Source organism: Endothiovibrio diazotrophicus (genome assembly GCF_054657215.1).
In genome coordinates, this window is the sequence record NZ_BAAHXB010000023.1 from 25,163 (window position 1) to 45,823 (window position 20,661).

Sequence of the window (20,661 nt, forward strand, 5' to 3'; positions counted from 1 at the left end):
CCATGGGGTGGATAAGCGATAGCGCATCCACAACGGCGGGGCAGCAGCTACTCGATTGGGACCGTTTCGTTGCGGTGGATGCGCTATCCCTTATCCACCCTACGACCGCGGTTCATCTCTACTGAATTTTCACTACTGCGCCTACGGAGGCAGCCATGCTTAAGCCCTCTACCCCCAATCGGTTCCTCCTCTACGCGACCGCGCTCGGCGCTGCACTACTCGCGAGCACCAACACCCCGGCGGCCACGGTGGACCTCAAGGACCTCACCCTGAGCAACCCCACCCCCTACATCACCGCCCAGTGCTACACCAAGACCGAGGATGGCCGGGGCGGCGTCCACAACCCCTGCTACAGCTGCCACGCCCAGGGCACCACGCCCAACTACATCGACGGCCGCGGCCTCCAGCTGGAGTACGCCTTCCCCCATGCGGCGACCCGCAACCCCTACACCAACCTGTTCGAAGACCGCACCGCGCGCATCGCCGCCATCGACGACGGGCAGATCCTCGACTACGTGCGCCGCGACAACTACCGCACCGCCGACGGCACGCTGATCCTCGCCGAGAAGCTGCGCCACCTGCCGGCGGGGTGGGACCTGGACGGCGACGGCCGCTGGGACGGCTACATCCCCGACGCCTGGTTCGACTTCGACGAACTGGGCTTCGACCACGCCCCCGACGGCAGCTACACCGGCTGGCGGGCGTTCGCCTACTACCCCTTCCTCGGCACCTTCTGGCCCACCAACGGCTCCACCGACGACGTGCTGATCCGCCTCGCCCAACCCTTCTGGACGCGCGCCGACGGCACCCCGGACCTCGCCACCTACCGGGTCAATCTGGCGATCGTCGAGGCGGTGGTAAAACAGGCGTCGGTGCCGACCGAAGCGGTGGACGAGACCGCCTTCGGCGTCGACCTGGACGGCGACGGCAACCTCGGTGTGGCGCAGAGAATCACCTTCGACTGGGACCCCCGCGCCGGCCGCACCATGTCCTATGTCGGCAAGGCGCGGGAGCTGCAGCAGAGCGGCGAGCTGCACCTGGCCGGCGGCCTCTTCCCGGAGGGGACCGAATTCCTCCACAGCGTGCGCTACCTCGACCCCACCGACGGCGGCGGCATCGCCCTGAGCCCGCGCATGAAGGAGCTGCGCTACGCCCGCAAGCGCGCCTGGCGCAACTACTCGGAGCTGTGGGGCGTCGCCACCCTGGAGGCGACCGAGCGGCGCCTCGACGCCGACGCCACCAAGGCGTTGATCGGCGATTTCGAACGCGGCATGGGCACCCAGGGGTGGCTCTACCAGGGCTTCATCGAAGACGCCGCCGGCGAGCTGCGCCCGCAGAGCCAGGAGGAGACCTTCTTCTGCATGGGCTGCCACGGCGGCCTCTCCGCCACCACCGACACCGTCTTCTCCTTCCCGCGCAAGTTCGCCGATCGCGACGCCTGGCGCAGCGGCTGGTACCACTGGAGCCAGAAGGGTATCACCGGCATTCCCGAGCCGCGCCGCGCCGACGGCTCCTATGAGTACTCCCGCTACCTGACCACCAACGGCGCCGGCGACGAGTTCCGCGCCAACCAGGAGGTGATCGCGCGCTTCTTCAATGCCGACGGCACCGCCAACGAGAGCGCCCTCGACGCGCTGCACGGGGACATCTCGCTGCTGCTGGTACCCTCCCGCGAGCGCGCGCTACAGCTCGACAAGGCCTACCGGGTGATCGTCGAGGACCAGGACTTCGTGCTCGGCCGCGACGCCACGGTGGGGACGGTGAGCAACGTGCACGAGGAGGTCACCCAGGGGCAGGCGAGCGGGATCAGCGAAGCGACGATGCGCTGAGGCGATTCGACTCCTCAAGGAAAAACCGCCGTCTTGAGATAGTCGTCGACCGCCTCCGCACGGCGGATGACCCGCACAGCGCCCTCCGCGGTGTAAAGCAGCTCTGCCGAGCGCAGCTTTCCGTTGTAGTTGAAGCCCATGGAGTGGCCGTGGGCGCCCACATCGAAGATCACCACGACATCCCCCCGCTCGGTCGGAGGCAGCATTCGGTCGATCGCGAACTTGTCGTTGTTTTCGCAAAGGGAGCCGACGACATCACACTTCACATCCTTTGCTTCGCCTTCCTTTCCCACCACCTCGATGTGATGGTAGGCGCCATACATGCCCGGCCGCATCAGATTGGCCATGTTCGCATCGATGCCGACGTAGGTCTTAAAGGTCTTCTTGACGTGCTCCACCCGGGAAATCAGGTAGCCGGCGGAGGCCGTTACCGACCGGCCCATCTCAAGAAACAGACGGATGTCGGGCAGGCCGTTGCCAGTAATGATGTCGGTGTACTTCTGTCGTATCTTTTCCCCGATCACCGCAAATGAAGGGGCCGTCTCCTCCGGACGATAGGCCACGCCGATCCCACCACCCAAATTGATGAAATCGATGGTCACGCCATGTTTCCTTGCCAATTCAAGGGCAAATTCGAACATGATCTCCGCCGTATCGGCGAAATAGTTTTCATCGAGTTCATTGGAGGCGACCATGGTATGCAGACCCAGCCGCTTGACGCCCTTTGCCGTCAGAAAACGCATGGCCTCCATGATCTGCTCGCGGGTCGATCCGAACTTCGAATCCTCCGGCCGGCCGATGATCTGGTTTCCGGCCTTCAATGAACCGGGGTTGTAGCGGATCGACAAGGTATCGGGCAGACCGATCGACTCGCTGACGAACCCGATATGAGCCGCGTCATCCAGATTGATGATGGCGCCGAGCTGCGCCGCCTTTCGGTACTCTTCCTGCGGCGTGAAATTGGACGAAAACATGATGTTTTCACCGCGAATACCGAGCCTCTCCGCCAACACCAACTCGGACAGCGAGCTGCAATCGACGCCCAACCCCTCCTGACGAAGGATGTCGACGATGACGGGCGTCGGCGTCGCCTTGACGGCGAAGTACTGCTTGAACCCGGGGGCCCACGAAAAGGCCTTTTTCAGAGCGCGCGCATTGGCCCTGATCTGATCCTCGAAATAGAGATAAAACGGCGTATCGTGCTGTTGCAGCACCGCGTCAAGCTGCTCTGCGCTGAGGGGGAGGGCTTTCGTTACCATGGTGGCCGTCACGCAAAAAAGTAATCTTCCATTGTAGCAAAGTCGCCTCCCGCTTGGCTCGGTCACCGACCACTCCACTCCACCCGGTTCCGTCCCGCCCCTTTGCCGCGGTAGAGCGCGGCGTCGGCCGCCGCCACCAGCGCCTCGGCGCTGTCGAAGGCACCCGGCCACTCCGCCAGGCCGACGGTCACGGTGAGCGGATGGCCGGGAAACCGCTCCAGCATCAGCCGCCCGCGCGCCTCGACCGCGCGCCGGAAACGCTCCGCCATCACCCGCCCCCCGTCGAGGTTGGCCTCCTCCATGATGAAGATGAACTCCTCGCCGCCGTAACGCCCCACCACGTCGCGCGGACGGCCGGAGGCGCGCAGGATGTCGGCGACGATCTTCAACACGCGGTCGCCCACCGGGTGGCCGAAGGTGTCGTTGAACGACTTGAAGTGGTCGATGTCGGCCATCCCCACCACCATCGGGCTGCCGCTTCGCCGGCTGCGCCGGATGGCCGCCGCCAGCCGCTCGGCGAGCGCACGGCGATTGAGCAGCCCGGTCAGGCCGTCGTGGGTCGCGTCGCGCCGGGTGTCGCTGTAGAGGCGGGCGTTCTCCAGCGCCGCCCCCAGCTCGTTGGCGACGGTCGCCACCGCCGCCAGCACCCCCGCCGACACCGGCTCGTGGGCGAGCGGGTCGTCGATCAGCAGCATCCCCACCACCCGGTTGCCCCCGACGATCGGGAGCACCGCGAGTTCGCGGGCGTTGAGCCGCGCCAGCGCCTGCTGCTCCACCGGTGTTGCACCGCCGACCCGCTGCGGCACGCGCGTGCGCAGGCACTCCAGGAAGGCGCCGGACTGGCCGATGATCGGGATGGGGTCGTCGCGGTAGCGCTCGCGCTCCGCCGAGTCGGGGAAGAGGTGTTCGAACACCAGGCTGCGGCTGTCCAGATCGATGCGATACATCATGATCCGCCCACAGGCGAAGTCCTCGTGAATCGCCTGGAGGGTGCGCGGGATGATCTCCTCGGGATCGAGGCTGTGGTGGGGCACCGTCAAGCTCGAGGGGATTCCCCCACGCCCGACGGCGGGCCTCCCGCCGAGGGCGAAGTGGAACGAGGCGTTGATGCGCCCCAGCTCGATGGACGCCTGCAGCAGATTCGCCCGCAACTGGTCCGCGCTGGGGAAGGCGACGTTGAAGTAGCGGCCGATCCCCGCCACCTCCTCGTCCATCCGGTGCAGCAGCGCCGGCAGGTCGATGCGCCGCGGGTCGACCAGCCGCTCCACGTCGGGGGGCATCACCGGGTGGAGGTGGAGGTCGGCCGAGCCGATCCCCTGGGTCCAGGCAATGAAGTCGGCGAAGGAGACCAGCGCGGCGAGGTGGGCGTCCCGGTCGCCGATTTCCGGGTGGTCCAAGGGCCGGTGGTGCAGCTGGATCGCGTTGACCAGCGGTGACGGCAACCCCCATTGGGCGCAGAACCAGGCGCCAATGTCGTCGTGCCCGATGCCGAACAGCTTGCGCTCCTCCTCCATCAGCGGGCCGCTGCCGCGGTGGGCGTCGTCGAGCAGCACGCCGTAGGCGATCGCCCCGCGGGTCTCGATGATGATCTTGCCGATGTCGTGGAGCAGGCCCGCCACGTAGGCGGTGTCCAGGTCGTCGTAGCCGGTCTGCTCGGCCAGCCCCTTGCACAGGCTGGCGACCGACAGGCAGTGGCGCCAGAAGCCCATCGGGTCGAACGCGGGCCCGCGCGGCGTCTGGCTCAACTGTTCGAACAGCGCCACTCCGAGGGCGATCTCGCGGATCCGCTGGAAGCCGAGGACGGAGACCGCGTGGGTCACCGAGGTGATGCGGCGGCGCAGCCGATAGAGGGGGGAGTGGACGATGCGCAGGATCTTGGCGGCGAGCGCGGCGTCCGCCTCGATCACCCGCGCCAGGTCGGCGGCGTCGGTGCGCTCGTTGCTGGTCAGTTGCAGCAGCTTGAGGGCCACCGCCGGGATGGTGGGCAGGTCGGCGACATCGGGATCGATCAGCGCCGCCAGCTCTCCCAGGTCGATGGGGAGCACCGGTGGAACCGGCACGTCAGGCGCTGAAGTCGCTGCGGTCACGTCAACCTCCGTCGGGAGCCCGGGACAACGAATACGCCGACTCTACCGCCGACTCGGGGTACGACGCTACACGGTTCCTGGATTCCTTGGCGAGGGCGGGTCCGGGGTGGAGGCCGAAGCGCCGAACGGCTGGCATCCCGCTGAGAAGCTCCTGATCTAAACATTGTAAGGGATTGGCAAACGGTCAATTTGTCGGGCACCGCCAACAGACTGTCGGGCGGAATCCTCCGACGATCGGCTTTGCCCTGCCTCTTACCCACAAATCGGCCATCAGCGCCCCCCGGAAGTGCCAGGCCAAGGCGCTAATGGCCGATTTGTGGGTAAGAGGCAGGGCTTGTCTGCACACGACTTCGCGCCTAGTCTGCATCCGGCGATTGCAGGCGGTGTTCCCGGCCTCCCGCAATCTTGACGAAAGCTGCAACGGAGCGTCGCCCATGAAGAAATCGACAACCGCCGTCCTCCTCTCGGCCCTGGTGTTTCCGGGGCTCGGGCACCTCTATCTGAAGCGCTATGTGGCGGGGGGGCTGCTGCTGCTCGTGACCTCCGTGGCGCTCTATTTCATCGTCTCGGCGGCGGTCGATACGGCGATGGATATCGTCGGGGAACTCGAAGGGGGCAGCGTTCCCCTCGATACCGCTTCCATTGCCGGAATGGTGGAACAGCGTTCCCATGGCGACGGGCGGTGGACCGATTTCGCCTCGTGGGCGCTCCTCGCGTTCTGGGTGATCGGGATCGTCGATTCGTTTCGGCTCGGGCGTCGGGTGGACCGGGTCGAGGAGCGTCGGGATGAGGAGGAAGGTTGATGGGCGCGCGCGGGGGCGTTTAGGGCCCGCGAAAGAATAACTTCCTGTTTTGGAACGCCGATCCGCTCCGTCCGGCGGCGTTGCGCAAAGGGTTGCATACGGCAAGTATGCGCCCCTTTGCGCGCCTTGCCGGGCGGGCGTCTCAACGCCCCAAAACAGGAAGTTATTCTTTCGCGGGCCCTTAGGCCAATTTGTTTTCGATATAGCCGTCGACGGTTTCCAGGATCTCCAGCAACTGCTCAGCCTGTGCCATGGCCCGGTTGATGATGGTGGCCCGCAGTTGGGTTTGGCGAAGCGTCGATTCTACTGCGGTAGGGCGTGGTGTTGCAGCGCCTGCAGCAGCACCGATTTCTTGATCGGCTTGGTGAGGTGGGCGTCGCAGCCGGCGGCGAGGCTCTTGTCGGCGTCGCCGTCCATGGCGTGGGCGGTGAGCGCGATCACCGGTATGGGCGGGGTTCCGCGCGCCTGCTCGTGGGCGCGGATCTCGCGGGTGGCGCCGTAGCCGTCGAGGAGCGGCATCTGGATGTCCATCAGCACCAGGTCGTAGCGCGCCGCCTTGAACATCTCCACCGCCTCGCGGCCGTTCTCCGCCACCGCCAGCTGGTGGGGACTCTTCTTCAGATAGGCGCGGACCAGGGCGGCGTTGTCGGCGGAGTCCTCGGCGAGCAGGATCTTCAGGGCGCGGCCGCCGCCGGGCTCCGCGGGGGGCGGTGATGGCGGGGCGGCGGGCTGCCGGTCCGCGTCCAGCGGAATGGTGAAGGTGAAGGTGCTGCCCCGGTCGGGGTCGCTGGCGAGCGTGATATCGCCGCCGAGGGCCTCGGTGAGCTGGCGGCTGATGGAGAGGCCGAGGCCGGTGCCGCCGTATTTGCGGGTGAGAGTGGAGTCCACCTGGGTGAAGGGCTCGAAGATCTCCTGCTGGCGCTCCGCCGGGATGCCGATGCCGGTGTCGTTGACCGCGAAGCGGATGCAGCCTGCGCCGGCGGCCTGCGCGGTCACCGTGATTCGTCCTGCGGGGGTGAACTTGGCGGCGTTGGCGGCGAGGTTGAAGAGGATCTGGCGCAGCCGGGAGACGTCGCCGTAGAGTCGTGGCGGCAGCGCCGGGTCGATCTCGACGCGGAAGGCCAGGGCCTTCTTCTCGATCAGCGGACGGACCCAGTGGGTGAGTTCGTCGAACAGTTCGGCGAGGGCGAACGTCTCGGGGTGGAGCCGCACCTTGCCCGACTCCACCCGGGTCAGGTCGAGGATGTCGTCGATCAGCGCCAGCAGGGTGTTGGCGGCGCGCCGCTGGGTCTCCAGATAGCTCTGCTGCTCGCCGTCCAGTTCGGTCTCGGCGAGCAGTTCGGCCATGCCCACCACGGCGTTCATCGGGGTGCGGATCTCGTGGCTCATCACGGCAAGGAACTGGCTCTTGGCGCGGCTGCCCGCCTCGGCGGCCTCCTTGGCGCGGTGCAGCTGGGCCTCGGCCTCCTTGCGCTCGCTGATGTCCCAGAAGCTGACCACCGCGCCGGTGACCCCTTCCTGCTCGGTCTTCACCGGGACCGCATGGTACTCCACCGGCAGGAAGCGGCCGTCGGCGCGCCGGAACCACTCTTCTCCGGCGCTCTTCTCGCCGCGGACCACGGCCAGGTGGATCGGGCATTCGGTGACCGGCAGCGGCTGGCCGTCGGGGTGATGGCCGTGGATCAGCGGGTGCATCTCGCGGCCGAGCAGCGCTTCCGGGCCGGGGTAGCCGAGCAGGCGGGCGCAGGCGGGGTTGGCGACCACGCAACGCCCCTCCCGGTCGACCGCGTAGACCCCTTCGGCCATGGTGTCGAGGAGCAGCGCGAGGCGTCCCTCGCTCGCCGCCTTGGCCCGCTCCAGCTCCCGGTTGGTGGCGGCCAGCTGGTCGCGGCCCTGCTTCAGCCGGTAGAAGAGCAGGTCGTAGGGGGTGGTCAGGCCGGCGACGACGATGCCGCGGTAGATGCAGTAGTAGGCGCCGGCCTTGAACAGGTGGCCGACCATGTTGCTCAGGCCATAGACGTCGGTATAGAGGGTGAAGGCCAGCTCCTGAGCCATGGTCAGCGCCATCGATGCCTGCAGGTAGCCGACGATCTCCGTGGGCAGCTCGGCGCGGGCGGCGCGCAGGCGCAGCAGGGCGAGGCCGACCACCGCCACCACCGCGTATTCGCTCCCCAGCTTGAACGGGGTGAGCCCCTCGCCGGTGACGAAGCAGGCGGGGAAGAGGCCGCCGAAGATCGCGCCGAGCAGCACCACGGTGAGCGCCGCGAAGCCGCCGAGCACCGTCGTCGGGTCGGGCAGCCGCCGCAGGTAGCGCAGCCCGAGGAGCAGGGCGGCGGCCTGCAGGTAGCGTCCGGCCACCCACAGCTGGGTGGGGAGATTGGCATCGTCCTCGGGGAAGATCCCCATCCCCTGGTAGGCGAGGGTGTGGACGCCGTCGACCGCCGCCACGAAGAGCAGCGCGATGCCGACGAACAGCAGGTAGCCGTTCTCGGTGAGGCGCCGGGTGTGCCAAGCCAGGGCGAAGGCACCGAAGGCGATCACCAGGCTGAACAGCTCCACCAGGGAGTGGTAGAGCAGGTAGTTGTGGTGGCTCAACCAGACCAGTCCCCCAGCCAGCGGCAGTAGCCACAGCAGCGGGAGCCAACGTTTCCTGACGAGGGGGGCGCTCATGTGGCGATTATAGTGACGAGCGGCAGTGGAAGGGGAGCCGCGGTCGGGCGTTCGGAAGCGGCGGGTTGCGTAGACCGCCTGGAAAATGGGGGCGATCCCGCCCTGCGCCTCGCGCCCCTTGTGCGCGGCGGGCCGGCGCAAGAGAATGGTGTCATGACCGCCGACCGGCTCAAACCGCTGCTCCTCGCCGTCCTGCTGCTGTTGGCGCAGGCGCTGGCGGCGTTGCACGAGCTGGACCTGAAGGCCCACGCCGACGGTCACGTCTGCGAACTCTGCCTGGCGCTGTCGGCCCAGGGCCACGGCCTGCCCGCTTGCCTGCCGCAGCTCCTCCCCGTCCGCTATCAGCCGCCCGCGCCCTCCTCGGCGCTGGTGCCAGCGCTGCGCGCGGCCCCCGCCGCACCCTACCGTTCCCGCGCCCCGCCCGTCCTCCTCCGCAGCTGAGACCTATCGTGGCCTCCCGCCCTTGGCGGGGGCCCATTCCCTCATTTCCGGAGATTGCAACGATGCATGACCATCGACGACTGGTTGCGTCCGCAGGGCTCGCGCTGGCCCTGACCGCCCCCCTCACCCCGGCCGAAGAGCACCGTCAGCTGGGCCCCCACGTCCACGGCGTCGGTCACCTCGACGTAGCCCTCGACGGCGCCACCCTGGCGATCGAGCTGGACAGCCCCGCCGCCAACCTGGTGGGGTTCGAGCACCCGCCGCGGGACGCCGCCGAACAGGCGCGGTTCGACGCCACGCTGGCCGCGCTGCGCGATGGCGGCGCGCTGTTCCTTCTGCCGGCCGCGGCGGGCTGCCGGCTGGAGGCGGCGCAGGTGGGCGAGGAGGCGGTGGACCATGACGGTGACGCAGGGGAGCCCCACGAGGGCGAGGAGGAGCACCACCACGCCGACATCAACGGCAGCTACCGCTTCCTCTGCGACCGCCCGGAGGCCCTCGATGCGCTCGACGTGGGGCTGTTCGAGCGCTTCCCCGCCACCAAGCGGCTGGAGGTGCAGCTGATCGGCCCGCACGGGCAACGGGGCGGCGAACTCACCGCCGAGCACCACCGGCTCGATCTCTGAGGCGAGTGGAGCTTGGGCGGGTGACGGCGTCCCTGCGTCGTCTCCCGCCCCGTAGGTCGGCGCTACCGCGCCGACGCAAACGAAAGCAGCGGGCTCGCGGCCGTGACGATCCTGCCGAATGGAACACGCCGTTCGGTAAGCGCGGCGGAAGAAGGGAACGCGCGGTGCCTCCGTTCGCGTCGGCGCGGTAGCGCCGACCTACGACCTCTCTCAGGCCTGTCCTGCAGGAACCGCTACTGCCATCCGTAAGGAAAACCCCATGCCCTCCACTGAACCCCTCATCGCCCTGCACGACCTGTCGTTCCGCTGGCGCCCGCACCACCCGCCGGTGCTGGAGATCGAGCGCTTCACCGTCGGGCGCGGCGAACGCCTCTTCCTCCATGGCCCCTCCGGCTCGGGCAAGAGCACGCTGCTCAGCCTGCTCGGCGGGGTGGCCACCCCCCAGCGCGGGCGGGTCGAGGTGCTCGGCGAGCCGCTCAGCGCCTTGCGCGGGGCGCGCCGCGACCGTTTCCGCGCCGATCACATCGGTTTCGTCTTCCAGCTCTTCAACCTGCTCCCCTACCTCTCCACGGTGGACAACGTCACCCTGCCATGCCGCTTTTCGCAACGCCGGCGGGAGAAGGTGTTGCAGCGCGCCGCCACGCTGGAGAGCGAGGCGCGGCGCCTGCTCGAGCACCTCGACCTGGCCGACCCGCAGACCCTCGCCCGCCCGGTAACCGAACTCTCGGTGGGTCAGCAGCAGCGGGTGGCGGTGGCCCGCGCGCTGATCGGCGCGCCGGAGATCGTGATCGCCGACGAGCCCACCTCGGCGCTGGATTGGGACCGCCGCGAAGCGTTCCTGCGGCTGCTCGAAGGCGAGTGTGCGGAGCGGGGGATCACGCTGCTCTTCGTCAGCCACGACCCGTCGCTGAAACCGCTGTTCGACCGCACCGTGGAGCTGACGGCGATCAACCGCGCCGCCGGCACAAGCGCCTAGGAGGCCACCATGCCGATCCTCACCCTGACCCTGAAGAGCCTGTGGAACCGCCGTTTCACCGCGCTCCTCACCCTGCTCTCCATCGCGCTCAGCGTTACCCTGCTGCTCGGGGTGGAGCGGCTGCGCACCGAGGCGCGGGCGAGCTTCGCCAACACCATCTCCGGCACCGACCTGGTGGTGGGCGCGCGCAGCGGCTCAATCCAACTGCTGCTCTATTCGGTGTTCCGCATCGGCAACCCCACCAACAACATCACCTGGAAGAGCTACCGCGAGATCGCCGGGCGCCCCGAGGTGGCGTGGACCATCCCGCTCTCGCTCGGCGACTCCCACCACGGCTACCGGGTGCTCGGCACCACCGGGGCCTATTTCGACCACTATCGGTACGGCGACAGGCAGCCGCTGCGCTTTGCCGCGGGCGAGCCCTTCGCCGACCTCTACGACGCGGTGCTCGGTGCCGAGGTGGCGGAGAAGCTCCACTACCGCACGGGCCAGGAGATCGTGGTCGCCCACGGCGCCGGCAAGGTGAGCTTCATGGAGCACGCCGACAAGCCGTTCAAGGTGGTCGGCATCCTCGCCCCCACCGGCACTCCGGTGGATCGTACGGTCCACGTCAGCCTGCAGGCGATCGAGGCGATCCACGTCGACTGGCGCGGCGGCGCGCCGCTGCCCGGTGTCCATATCTCCGCCGAGCGGACCCGCCGGATGGACCTCACCCCCCACGCCATCACCGCCTTCCTGGTGGGGCTGAAGTCGAAGATCGCCACCTTCCGCCTGCAACGCGAGATCAACGACTACCGCCAGGAGCCGCTCAGCGCGGTGCTCCCCGGGGTCGCCCTGCAGGAGCTGTGGGACACCATGGGGATGGCCGAGCGGGCGCTGCTCGCGGTCTCCTCCTTCGTCGTCCTGGTGGGGCTCACCGGCATGCTCACGGTGCTGCTCGCCGGGCTCAACGAGCGGCGCCGGGAGCTGGCCATCCTGCGCTCGGTGGGGGCGCGGCCGTGGCAGCTCTTCGTGCTGCTGGTGAGCGAGGCGGGAAGCCTCGCCGCGGCCGGTGCCGCCGCCGGGGTGGTGCTGCTCTACGGGCTGCTGCTGGTCGGCCGCCCGCTGATCGAGGCGCGCTACGGCCTCCATTTGGGACTCGCGCCGCTGAGCCCCCACGAGTGGAGCCTGCTGGCGCTGGTGGTCGGCGCCGGCCTGCTCATCGGTACCCTCCCCGCCTGGCGCGCCTACCGCTATTCGCTCGCCGACGGCATGACCATCCGCATTTAGGAGCTGTGTCCATGAAACCTTTGTTCTGGTTGTTGATCGTCGCGTTGGCCGCCCCGACGGCCCACGCCCTGAGTGTCCCGGAAAAGGGCGCCACCGATGCGCCGCCGGCGGAACCGACGGCCGCCGCAACGGCCAAGGAGGCGCCCGAGGAGAAGGCCGATCCGTGGGCGAAGAAGCTCAAGCACGGCGTGCTGGAACTGGCGTGGGATGATCTGGTCCCCGCCGACTTCAATCCGGAGCAGGCGTTCGCCGACCTCAACGTCGACGACCTGCCCGACGACGATCCCCGTGTCGAGGCGGCCTATGCCAAGATGCGCAAGATGTGGAATCATGCGCCGGTGGTGAAGGCGCTCGACGGCCGCCGGGTGCGCCTTCCCGGCTTCGTCGTGCCGCTGGAGGGGGACGGCAGGAAGGTGCGCGAGTTTCTCCTCGTCCCCTACTTCGGCGCCTGCATCCACGTCCCGCCGCCGCCCTCCAACCAGATCGTCTACGTCAAGGCCGACACCCTGGGGGCGAAGGTGCGACAGATGTTCGATACCGTGTGGGTCACCGGCAAGCTGAGTGCGGAGAGCTTCTCCGCCGAGGTGGGCAGCGCCAGCTATACCCTGCGGGCGGAGAAGGTGGAGCCGTACGAGGAGTGAAAGAATGGCGCGAACGAGTGGAACGGGGCCGGGGCGGGCGTTTCTGGAGATCCCCGGCGTCGGCAAGAGCATCGCGCAGGATCTGGTCGACCTGGGCTATCAGCGGCTCGATGAGCTGAAGGGGGAGGATCCGGAGGCGATGTACCAACGGCTGATGGAACTGCGTGGCAGCCACGTCGACCGCTGCATGCTCTACGTCTTCCGCTGCGCGGTCTACTACGCCGCAGAAGCCGAGCATGATCCGGAGCTGCTGAAGTGGTGGAACTGGAAGGATGAAAGGCTGCGCGACGGCGGCTGAGAGGCGGGGCCAAAATGGGGGGGCTTCCTGGCTCCCCTAACTTCCCTGGTTACGACGCTCCGCGTCGTAACCCGTCGCCTCGGACGCTCTGCGTCCTGCATCGGAAGTGGTGCATTCCACGCGGGTGTCTTCGCTCGACACGACGCAGAGCGTCGAAGAGCGCGTTACCACACGGAGCGTGGTAACGAGGGGATGGAAAGAAGAAAAGCAGCGTCGTTGAAGGAGCCAATATCCCCTGTAGGAGCGGCCCCGAGGCCGCGATGGCGCCGTCTCCGTTCCCACCGCCGGGTGGTTCGAGGCGCCTCACTTCGCCGCGATCGCGGCCTCGGGGCCGCTCCTACAGGGGGGTGAGCTGTCGTTGGCGATCTCGAAATGAAAAGGCGGCCCCGAGGCCGCCTTTCCATCAGCTCATCGCCTGCTTGAGCTTCTTCAACGCATTCTTCTCCAACTGCCGGATGCGCTCGGCGGAGACCCCGTAGTGGTCGGCCAGGGTCTGCAGCGTCGCCTTGTCCTCCTCCAGCCAGCGCTGGCGCAGGATGTCGCGGCTGCGCTCGTCGAGGGTGGCCAGCGCGTGGCCGAGGCGTTGCTGGTGGTGCTCGTCCCAATCCTCCGCCTCGTGCTGGCGTGCCGGATCGGCGGCGTGGTCCATCAGATAGGAGGCGGGGGTGAAGCTGCGCTCGTCGTCGTCGCCGGCATCGGGGGCGGGGTCGAAGGAGAGGTCCTGGCCGGCCAGCCGCGACTCCATCTCCAGCACCTGCTCCGGGGTCACCCCGAGGGTGTCGGCGACGTGGTTCACCTCTTCTCGGTTGAACCAGCCGAGGCGCTTCTTGGAGGAGCGCAGGTTGAAGAAGAGCTTGCGCTGCGCCTTGGTGGTGGCCACCTTGACGATGCGCCAGTTGCGCAGGATGTACTCGTGGATCTCGGCGCGGATCCAATGCACGGCGAAGGAGACCAGGCGCACCCCCTTGCTCGGGATCGAAGCGCTTGACCGCCTTCATCAGGCCGATGTTGCCCTCCTGCACCAGATCGTTGAGCGGCAGGCCGTAGCCGGAGTAGCCGCGGGCGATGTGAACAACGAAACGCAGATGGGACATCACCAGGCGGCGCGCCGCCTCCAGATCCTGCTCGTCGCGCAGTTGGCGGCCCAACTCACGCTCCTCCCCGGCGTCGAGGACCGGGATGCCGTGGGCCATCTGGATGTACTGGTCGATGCTGCCGAGGGCGACGGCGGGCAGCATGCCGGGTCGCTTGGGAACCAGGGCCTTGCTCATGTGTGGATCCTCATAAGCTGACTAAATTAGTCGGAATTGTATCACTCTTGTCCCAAGAGTGCTAACCCACGAAAAGTGCGATTTTAGCGGGGTGGGGGAGTTGGAACAAATGGGGGGGGCTGGCCTGCATTTCGCAGAGGATGTCCACACCCGAATGGCGGCAGTTTCGTTCGGCAAGGCGCGCACGGCACGCCCCATGACACAAATGTTGACTTGGCGATCGCCCATTCAAGTGGGTTCAATCTGGCGCAGGTGGCGGCCGACGGCGAGCCAGGAGCCGAGCAGGCCGAGGGCGATGGCGATGGCGAAGAGGGTGAAGGTGGTGCCGAAGGTGAGCACGTTGAGCTGGAAGGGGCTGCCGTAGAGGGCGGCCAGCCGCGCCACCGGGCCGTCGATCATCTGGAAGGAGAGACCCACCAGCAGCCAGGCGACCAGCCCGCCGGTGGCGCCGTACCAGAAGCCACCGTAGAGGAAGGGGCGGCGGATGAAGGCGTCGGTGCCGCCGATCAGCTTGGTGATGACGATCTCGTCGCGGCGGTTCTGGATGTCGAGGCGGATGGTGTTGCCGACGATCAGCAGCACGGCGAGCGCCAGCAGGCCGGCCACCACCAGCACCCCGCGGCGGGCGATCTCGGTCAACGCGTGGAGCCGCTTCACCCACTCCAGGTCGAGCTGGGCCAGATCCACCTCGGGCAGCGCACGCAGCTCGCGCAGCAGCCCCTCCACCGCCTGTGGGCTGTCGTAGCTCGCGGTCGGGGTGACCAGGATCACCGCCGGCAGCGGATTTCCGTCGAGCAGGCCGAGGGCCTCGCCGAAGCCGGAAAGTTGGCGAAACTCCTCCAGTGCCTGGGCGTGGGAGACCACCGAGACCTGCCCGATCCCCGGCCGCGGGCGCAGCCGGTCGGCCAGGGCGGCGGCCTCCCGGTCGCTCACCCGCGGCTGCAGGAAGAGCGAGATCTGTGCCTCGCCGTCCCAACCACGGCTTACCGCCTGCAGATTGTCGAGGAGGATGTAGAGGCCGGCGGGGAGCGCCAGTGCGATGCCGATGACGCCCGCGGTCATCATCCCGGAGCCGAGGTTGCGCCAGAGGTGGCCGAGGCTGGCGAGCAGCGCGCGGAAATGGCCGACGAACCAGGCGAGTGCCCGGGTCTTCAACGGCGGGGTGGGGCCGACGCTCTTGTTGGTGGCGGCCTCAGCGGGGCGGGGCCGGGGGGTCGCCCCGCCGCGGCGATCGTTTGCCGGCTTGCGCTCCAGGCGGGTCGCCCCACGCCGTTTGTTGCGGCCGCCGAACATCAGGCGAACTCCTCCGCCTCGGGGTCGTCGCCGCCGGCGATCATCCTGCCGTCGTGGAGGGTGAGGATGCGGTGCTTGAGCGAGGAGATCAGCGCCAGGTCGTGGGAGGCGATGAGCAGCGTCATGCCGACCCGGTTGAACTCCTCGAACAGCTTCATGATCTCCCGCGAGAGGTCGGGGTCGAGGTTGCCGGTGGGCTCGTCGGCGAGCAGCATCGGCGGCTTGGTGACCACCGCGCGGGCGATGCCGACGCGCTGCTGCTCACCGCCGGACAGCGTGATCGGGTAGGCCTTCTCCCTGGTCAGCAGCCCCACCTTGTCCAAGGAGGCACGCACCCGGCGGCCGATCTCCTTGTGGTCGTGACCGGCGATCACCAGCGGCAGGGCGACGTTGTCGAAGACGGTGCGGTCGAAGAGTAGGCGGTGGTCCTGGAAGATGATGCCGATGCTGCGGCGGACGAAGGGGACCTTGGAGCGGTGGACGCGGCCGACGTTCTGGCCGTCGATCAGCACCTGTCCCTGGGTGGCCCGTTCGATCACCGCGATCAGCTTGAGCAGCGTGCTCTTGCCGGCCCCCGAGTGGCCGGTGAGGAACGCCATCTCCCCCTTGCCCAGGTGGAAACAGACGTTGCTGAGCGCCTCGCGGCCCTCGCTGTAGCGTTTGTAGACGTTGCTGAAGCGGATCATCGGTGGTGGTGGTGGTCCCGTGTGGGGCGTTCTGAGCGGCCCTGGGGTTGGGGCAGTATAGCAAGTGTCAGTAAAGGTTGTGGGCTGAGGTATTGTGAACTGTTGTGGCTTAAAGTGAGTTGTTGTGAGTCAAAGTGAGTGCTAATGTATACAGCGTAATCACGCCCCTGGCAGTTCGCCTCCCGATCCTAATCCACGGGGGGCCTACCCCAGGGGCTTTTTTTGTTTCCGCTCATCGCAAGGGAGCGAGGATGAAGAGCGCGATTCTGGTTGATGGGGCGTTCTTTTTGCGCCGATACCGCTCGATTTATGGCGAGGAAGGGCCGGAGGCAACGGCAAAACGCCTGCATAAAAACTGCCTTGCCCACCTTTGTACTCGCGATGGTCGGCGGCGATCCGAGCTCTACCGCATTTTCTTCTACGACTGCCCTCCCATGATGAAGCGGGCTCACCATCCTTTGACCGGAAAGTCCGTTTTCTCTTGCATTCGCGTCCATTTGCGGACCAATCTTCCTATTCCGCCGCCTCCCGCGCGAACAGTGCGTCGACGAACTCGCCGGCGTCGAACGGCCGCAGGTCCTCGATCGCCTCGCCGACGCCGATGAAGCGGATCGGCACCCCCAGCTTCTGGGCGATGGCGACGATGATGCCGCCCTTGGCGGTGCCGTCGAGCTTGGTCAGGGTGATGCCGGTGAGGCCGACGTCCTTGTGGAACTGCTCGGCCTGGGCCAGGGCGTTCTGGCCGGTGCCGGCGTCGACGGTGAGCATCACCTCGTGGGGCGCCGCCGCGTCGAGCTTGGCGATCACCCGCTTGATCTTCTTCAGCTCCTCCATCAGGTTGCTCTTGGTGTGCAGCCGTCCGGCGGTGTCGGCGATGAGGACGTCGACGCCGCGCGCCTTCGCCGCCTGGAAGGCGTCGAACAGCACCGAGGCGGAATCCGCGCCGGTGGTCTGGGCGATCACCGGGATATGGTTGCGCTCGCCCCACACCTGGAGCTGCTCCACCGCCGCGGCGCGGAAGGTGTCGCCGGCGGCCAGCATCACCGACCTGCCCTCGTCCTGGAAGCGTTTGGCCAGCTTGCCGATGGTGGTGGTCTTGCCCACCCCGTTGACCCCCACCATGAGGATCACGTAGGGGCGGTGGCCGACCGGCTCCAGCGGTTGACTGACCGGTTCGAGGATGCCGCGCATGGCGTCGTGCAGCGCCTGGAAGAGCGCATCGGCGTCGGCGAGCTGGTTGCGCTTCACCTGGCCGGTAAGCTCGCCGATGATCCGCGTGGTGGCCTCGACGCCGACGTCGGCCACCAGCAGGTGGGTCTCCAGCTCTTCGAGCACCTCGTCGTCGATCTTGCGTTTGACCGCGATGAGGTCGCGGACATCGGTGTTGAGCACCTCGCGGGTGCGCGAAAGGCCCGCCTTGAGGCGGCCGAAGAGCCCCGCCTTCTTCTCGGGCTTTTCGGGCTTCGCGCGCTCTTCGGGGGGCGTCGCGGCGGGCTCGTCCACCGCCGGCTTTTCGGGCTCGGCGGCCTTGTCCTTGTTTTTGAGGAAACCAAACATGGATCGGCGTGGTCTCTAATGCTGAGTGATGGGGCGGGTTATCCTACCACCCGCACGATGAACGATTAAGGTAATTGCCAATGACGCTACTGCGATGGGTTGCTGCGGCGGCACTGCTCCTGGGGCCGCTGACCGCTTCGGCCGAGGTCCATGAGTACACCCTGAAAAACGGCCTCAAGCTGCTGGTGAAGGAGGACCACCGTGCCCCGGTGGTGGTCTCCCAGGTGTGGTACCGGGTGGGGTCGAGTTACGAGCACGACGGCATCACCGGCATCTCCCATGTGCTGGAGCACATGATGTTCCAGGGCACCGGGAAGCACCCCTCCGGGGAGTTCTCGCGCATCATCGCCGCCAACGGCGGCGATGAGAACGCCTTCACCAGCCGCGACTACACCGCCTACTACCAGTTGCTGGAGAAGAGCCGGCTGCCGATCGCCTTCTCCCTGGAGGCGGACCGCATGCGTGGCCTGGTGGTCGATCCCAAGGAGTTCGACCGCGAGCGGCGGGTGGTAATGGAGGAGCGGCGCATGCGTACCGAGGACAAGCCCCGCTCGCTCACCTACGAGCGGTTCGTCGCCGGTGCCTGGCTCAACAACCCCTACCGCATTCCGCCGATCGGCTGGCAGGACGACCTGGAACAGCTCACCGTCGACGACCTGCGCGCCTGGTACCGCCGCTGGTACGCCCCCGACAACGCCACCGTGGTGGTGGTCGGCGACGTCGAGCCGGGGGCGGTGCGGGCGCTGGCGGAGAAGTACTTCGGGCCGCTGCCGGCGGAACGCATCGCGCCGCCCAAGCGCCGCGACGAGCCGGCTTCATTGGGCAGCAAACGGATCACCGTCCGCGCCCCCGGCAAGCTCCCCTACCTGCTGATGGGCTATCGGGTGCCGACCCTCGGCACCGCCGCCGAGGCGTGGGAGCCCTACGCCCTGGAGATGCTCTCGGGCATCCTCGACGGCGGCGACTCCGCCCGCCTCGCCCGGCGGCTGGTGCGCGGCCAGCAGGTGGCGGCCAGCGCCGGTGCCGGCTACACCCTCCACGCCCGTCTCGACGACCTCTTCATCCTCGACGGCCTGCCCGCCCGCGGGCGCGACATCGACGAGGTGGAGGCGGCGCTGCGCGAGGAGGTGCGCCGGATCAAGGAGGAGCCGATCGACCCGCGGGAGCTGGCGCGGGTGAAGGCCCAGGTGGTGACCGGCGAGGTCTACGAGCGGGACTCGGTGCAGTACCAGGCGACGCAGCTGGGCAAGCTGGAGTCCCTCGGGCTCGGCTGGCGGGCCGGCGAGGAGTACGTCGAGCGGATCCGCGCGGTGACCCCCGAACAGGTCCGGGAGGTAGCCCGCAAGTACCTCACCGACGACCGCCTCACCGTCGCCGTTCTCCTGCCGGAGAGCGGCGAATGATCTGGAATAGGGCGGGCCGTGCCCGCCGTCAGCGCTCATTGAAGCATTCAACGAGAACAACCATGGACAACGTCAAGCGACTCGTCTCCCTCCTCCCCGCCGTCCTGCTGCTGTTCGCCGGGGCGGCCCGCGCCACCCCCGAGATCCAGCACTGGACCACCGCCAACGGCGCACGGGTCTACTTCGTCGAGGCGCGGGAGCTGCCGATGGTGGACCTGCGGGTCGTGTTCGATGCCGGCGCCGCCCGCGCCCCGCAGCTGCCGGGACTCGCCTCGCTGACCAATGGCCTGCTCGACCAGGGAGCCGGCGGCCTCACCGCCCAGCAGCTTGCCGAACGGCTGGAGGGGGCGGGGGCGCAGCTCGACCTGGGGGCGTTGCGCGACATGGCCTGGGTGGGGCTGCGTAGCGTCACCGACCCGGAGCTGCTGGAACCTGCGGTGAATACCTACCTCAGCGTGCTCGGCCACCCCGACTTCCCGGGCGCCGAGCTGGACCGGCTGCGCGACCAGATGCGGGTGGCACTGGCCGACGAACGCCAATCCCCCGGAGACATCGCCAGCAAGGCGTTCTATGACGCCCTCTACCGCGGCCACCCCTACGCCGCCCACCCCACCGGCGCCGAGGAGAGCCTGCGGGCGATCGACCGCGATCGGGTGATCGCCTTCCACCACCGTTTCTACGTGGCACGCAACGCGGTGGTGGCGATCACCGGCGACCTCGACCGGCCCGCCGCCGAGGCCCTGGCCGAGCGGGTGAGCGGGGCGCTGCCCGCCGGCGAGAAGGCGCCGCCGCTCGCGCCGGTGGCACCGCTGGAGGCGCCGCTCACCGTCACCATCCCCTACCCCTCGACCCAGGCCCACATCCTGATCGGCCAGCCGGGCATCCAGCGCGGCGACCCCGACTACTTCCCGCTGCTGCTCGGCAACCATTTGCTCGGCGGCAGCGGCCTGGTCTCGCTGCTCTCCCAGGAGATCCGTGAGAAGCGCGGGCTCGCCTACAGCGTCTACAGCCAGTTCGTGCCGATGGCCCAGGCGGGCCCTTTCCTGATGGGCATGCAGACCAAGGGGGATCAGGCGGAGGAGGCGCGCCGGCTGCTGATGGAGAACCTGAGGCGATTCATCGCCGAGGGACCCGACCCGGTCCAGTTGGAAGCGGCGCGGGACAATCTCACCGGCGGCTTCCCGCTACGCATCGACAGCAACGGCAAGATCAACGAATACCTGTCGATGATCGGCTTCTACGGGCTGCCCCTGGACTACCTGGAGCGTTTCAACCAGCGACTGGAGGCGGTGACCGGCGAGCAGGTGCGCGACGCCTTCCGCAGGCGGCTGAACCCGGACCGGATGGTGACGGTGGTCGTCGGCGGCAACGGGAAGTAGCGGTGCCCTACGGGATCAGCCGCGTAACAGCAGATATCCGGGGAAGAGCACCGCGGCGGTGAGCGCCAGGATATAGAGCCAGGGGCAGATCCCCTTGAAGTGCTGGCAGGCAGCTTTCAGTTTGCAGGTTTTGCAGGCCATGGAGAGCTCCGGCTCAAAGGCGGGTCAACAAAGCT

17 protein-coding genes and 1 pseudogene are annotated in these 20,661 nt (G+C 67.9%); 10 read left to right on the forward strand and 8 right to left on the reverse strand.

All coding sequences use genetic code 11. The annotated features are described in order from the left end of the window. Nucleotides 1-155 precede the first annotated feature (155 nt). The gene (locus ACYQ2W_RS08410; protein WP_459865220.1) at nt 156-1,829 is read left to right on the forward strand and encodes a hypothetical protein; all 1,674 of its coding nucleotides are present in this window, start codon (nt 156-158) and stop codon (nt 1,827-1,829) included. 14 nt (nt 1,830-1,843) lie between these two features. Here the strand turns inward: ACYQ2W_RS08410 and lysA are convergent, their stop codons facing one another. After that, nucleotides 1,844-3,100, reverse strand: coding sequence for a diaminopimelate decarboxylase (gene lysA, locus ACYQ2W_RS08415; protein ID WP_459865223.1), 1,257 nt, complete (start codon nt 3,098-3,100; stop codon nt 1,844-1,846). A 50-nt stretch (nt 3,101-3,150) separates the two neighbouring features. After that, nucleotides 3,151-5,133, reverse strand: coding sequence for a sensor domain-containing diguanylate cyclase (locus tag ACYQ2W_RS08420; protein WP_459865225.1), 1,983 nt, complete (start codon nt 5,131-5,133; stop codon nt 3,151-3,153). Between the two features lie 476 nt (nt 5,134-5,609). Between ACYQ2W_RS08420 and ACYQ2W_RS08425 the strand changes: the two genes are divergently transcribed. Beyond that, the gene (locus ACYQ2W_RS08425) at nt 5,610-5,978 is read left to right on the forward strand and encodes a hypothetical protein (RefSeq protein WP_459865227.1); all 369 of its coding nucleotides are present in this window, start codon (nt 5,610-5,612) and stop codon (nt 5,976-5,978) included. Nucleotides 5,979-6,281: 303 nt separating this feature from the next. On the opposite strand, the gene ACYQ2W_RS08430 is transcribed toward ACYQ2W_RS08425, so the two are convergent. Beyond that, nucleotides 6,282-8,648, reverse strand: a complete 2,367-nt coding sequence (locus tag ACYQ2W_RS08430; RefSeq protein ID WP_459865229.1) for an MASE3 domain-containing protein — start codon at nt 8,646-8,648, stop codon at nt 6,282-6,284. Here ACYQ2W_RS08430 and ACYQ2W_RS08435 point away from each other — a divergent pair, their 5' ends adjacent. The 6 genes from ACYQ2W_RS08435 (at nt 8,649) to ACYQ2W_RS08460 (ending at nt 12,896) form a co-directional block, all read left to right on the forward strand. Beyond that, nucleotides 8,649-9,089 carry a hypothetical protein gene (locus ACYQ2W_RS08435; RefSeq protein WP_459865231.1) on the forward strand — a complete coding sequence of 147 codons (441 nt, stop codon included), beginning with the start codon at nt 8,649-8,651 and terminating at the stop codon, nt 9,087-9,089. Between the two features lie 62 nt (nt 9,090-9,151). Continuing rightward, entirely contained in the window at nt 9,152-9,712 is a 561-nt protein-coding gene (locus tag ACYQ2W_RS08440) for a DUF2796 domain-containing protein (protein WP_459865233.1), read from the forward strand. A 259-nt stretch (nt 9,713-9,971) separates the two neighbouring features. Next, nucleotides 9,972-10,688, forward strand: a complete 717-nt coding sequence (locus ACYQ2W_RS08445; RefSeq protein ID WP_459865235.1) for an ABC transporter ATP-binding protein — start codon at nt 9,972-9,974, stop codon at nt 10,686-10,688. A 9-nt stretch (nt 10,689-10,697) separates the two neighbouring features. After that, nucleotides 10,698-11,957 carry an ABC transporter permease gene (locus ACYQ2W_RS08450; protein ID WP_459865237.1) on the forward strand — a complete coding sequence of 420 codons (1,260 nt, stop codon included), beginning with the start codon at nt 10,698-10,700 and terminating at the stop codon, nt 11,955-11,957. A gap of 11 nt (nt 11,958-11,968) precedes the next feature. Then, nucleotides 11,969-12,598: a DUF3299 domain-containing protein gene (locus ACYQ2W_RS08455; protein WP_459865239.1), complete on the forward strand. Its 630-nt coding sequence runs from the start codon at nt 11,969-11,971 to the stop codon at nt 12,596-12,598. A 4-nt stretch (nt 12,599-12,602) separates the two neighbouring features. Beyond that, nucleotides 12,603-12,896, forward strand: a complete 294-nt coding sequence (locus ACYQ2W_RS08460; RefSeq protein WP_459865241.1) for a helix-hairpin-helix domain-containing protein — start codon at nt 12,603-12,605, stop codon at nt 12,894-12,896. Between the two features lie 403 nt (nt 12,897-13,299). On the opposite strand, the pseudogene rpoH reads toward ACYQ2W_RS08460, so the two are convergent. The 4 genes and pseudogenes from rpoH to ftsY form a co-directional block, all read right to left on the reverse strand. Continuing rightward, nucleotides 13,300-14,167, reverse strand: a pseudogene (gene rpoH / locus ACYQ2W_RS08465) (RNA polymerase sigma factor RpoH). Between the two features lie 228 nt (nt 14,168-14,395). Beyond that, complete coding sequence (gene ftsX, locus ACYQ2W_RS08470; protein ID WP_459865243.1) at nt 14,396-15,460, reverse strand: permease-like cell division protein FtsX; 1,065 nt, start codon at nt 15,458-15,460, stop codon at nt 14,396-14,398. Next, entirely contained in the window at nt 15,460-16,146 is a 687-nt protein-coding gene (gene ftsE / locus ACYQ2W_RS08475) for a cell division ATP-binding protein FtsE (RefSeq protein WP_459865245.1), read from the reverse strand. Before ftsE ends, ftsX begins: the two co-directional genes overlap by 1 nt. Nucleotides 16,147-16,659: 513 nt before the next feature. Beyond that, a complete protein-coding gene (gene ftsY, locus ACYQ2W_RS08480; RefSeq protein ID WP_459865247.1) occupies nt 16,660-17,703 on the reverse strand; it encodes a signal recognition particle-docking protein FtsY in 1,044 nt (347 codons plus the stop codon). Between the two features lie 80 nt (nt 17,704-17,783). Here ftsY and ACYQ2W_RS08485 point away from each other — a divergent pair, with 80 nt between their 5' ends. Further along, nucleotides 17,784-19,106 carry a M16 family metallopeptidase gene (locus ACYQ2W_RS08485; protein WP_459865249.1) on the forward strand — a complete coding sequence of 441 codons (1,323 nt, stop codon included), beginning with the start codon at nt 17,784-17,786 and terminating at the stop codon, nt 19,104-19,106. A gap of 62 nt (nt 19,107-19,168) precedes the next feature. Then, nucleotides 19,169-20,485, forward strand: coding sequence for a M16 family metallopeptidase (locus tag ACYQ2W_RS08490; RefSeq protein WP_459865251.1), 1,317 nt, complete (start codon nt 19,169-19,171; stop codon nt 20,483-20,485). A 15-nt stretch (nt 20,486-20,500) separates the two neighbouring features. Here the strand turns inward: ACYQ2W_RS08490 and ACYQ2W_RS08495 are convergent, their stop codons facing one another. Next, on the reverse strand, nt 20,501-20,626 hold the full coding sequence (locus ACYQ2W_RS08495) for a hypothetical protein (RefSeq protein WP_459865253.1): 126 nt from the start codon (nt 20,624-20,626) through the stop codon (nt 20,501-20,503). Nucleotides 20,627-20,661: the final 35 nt, after the last annotated feature.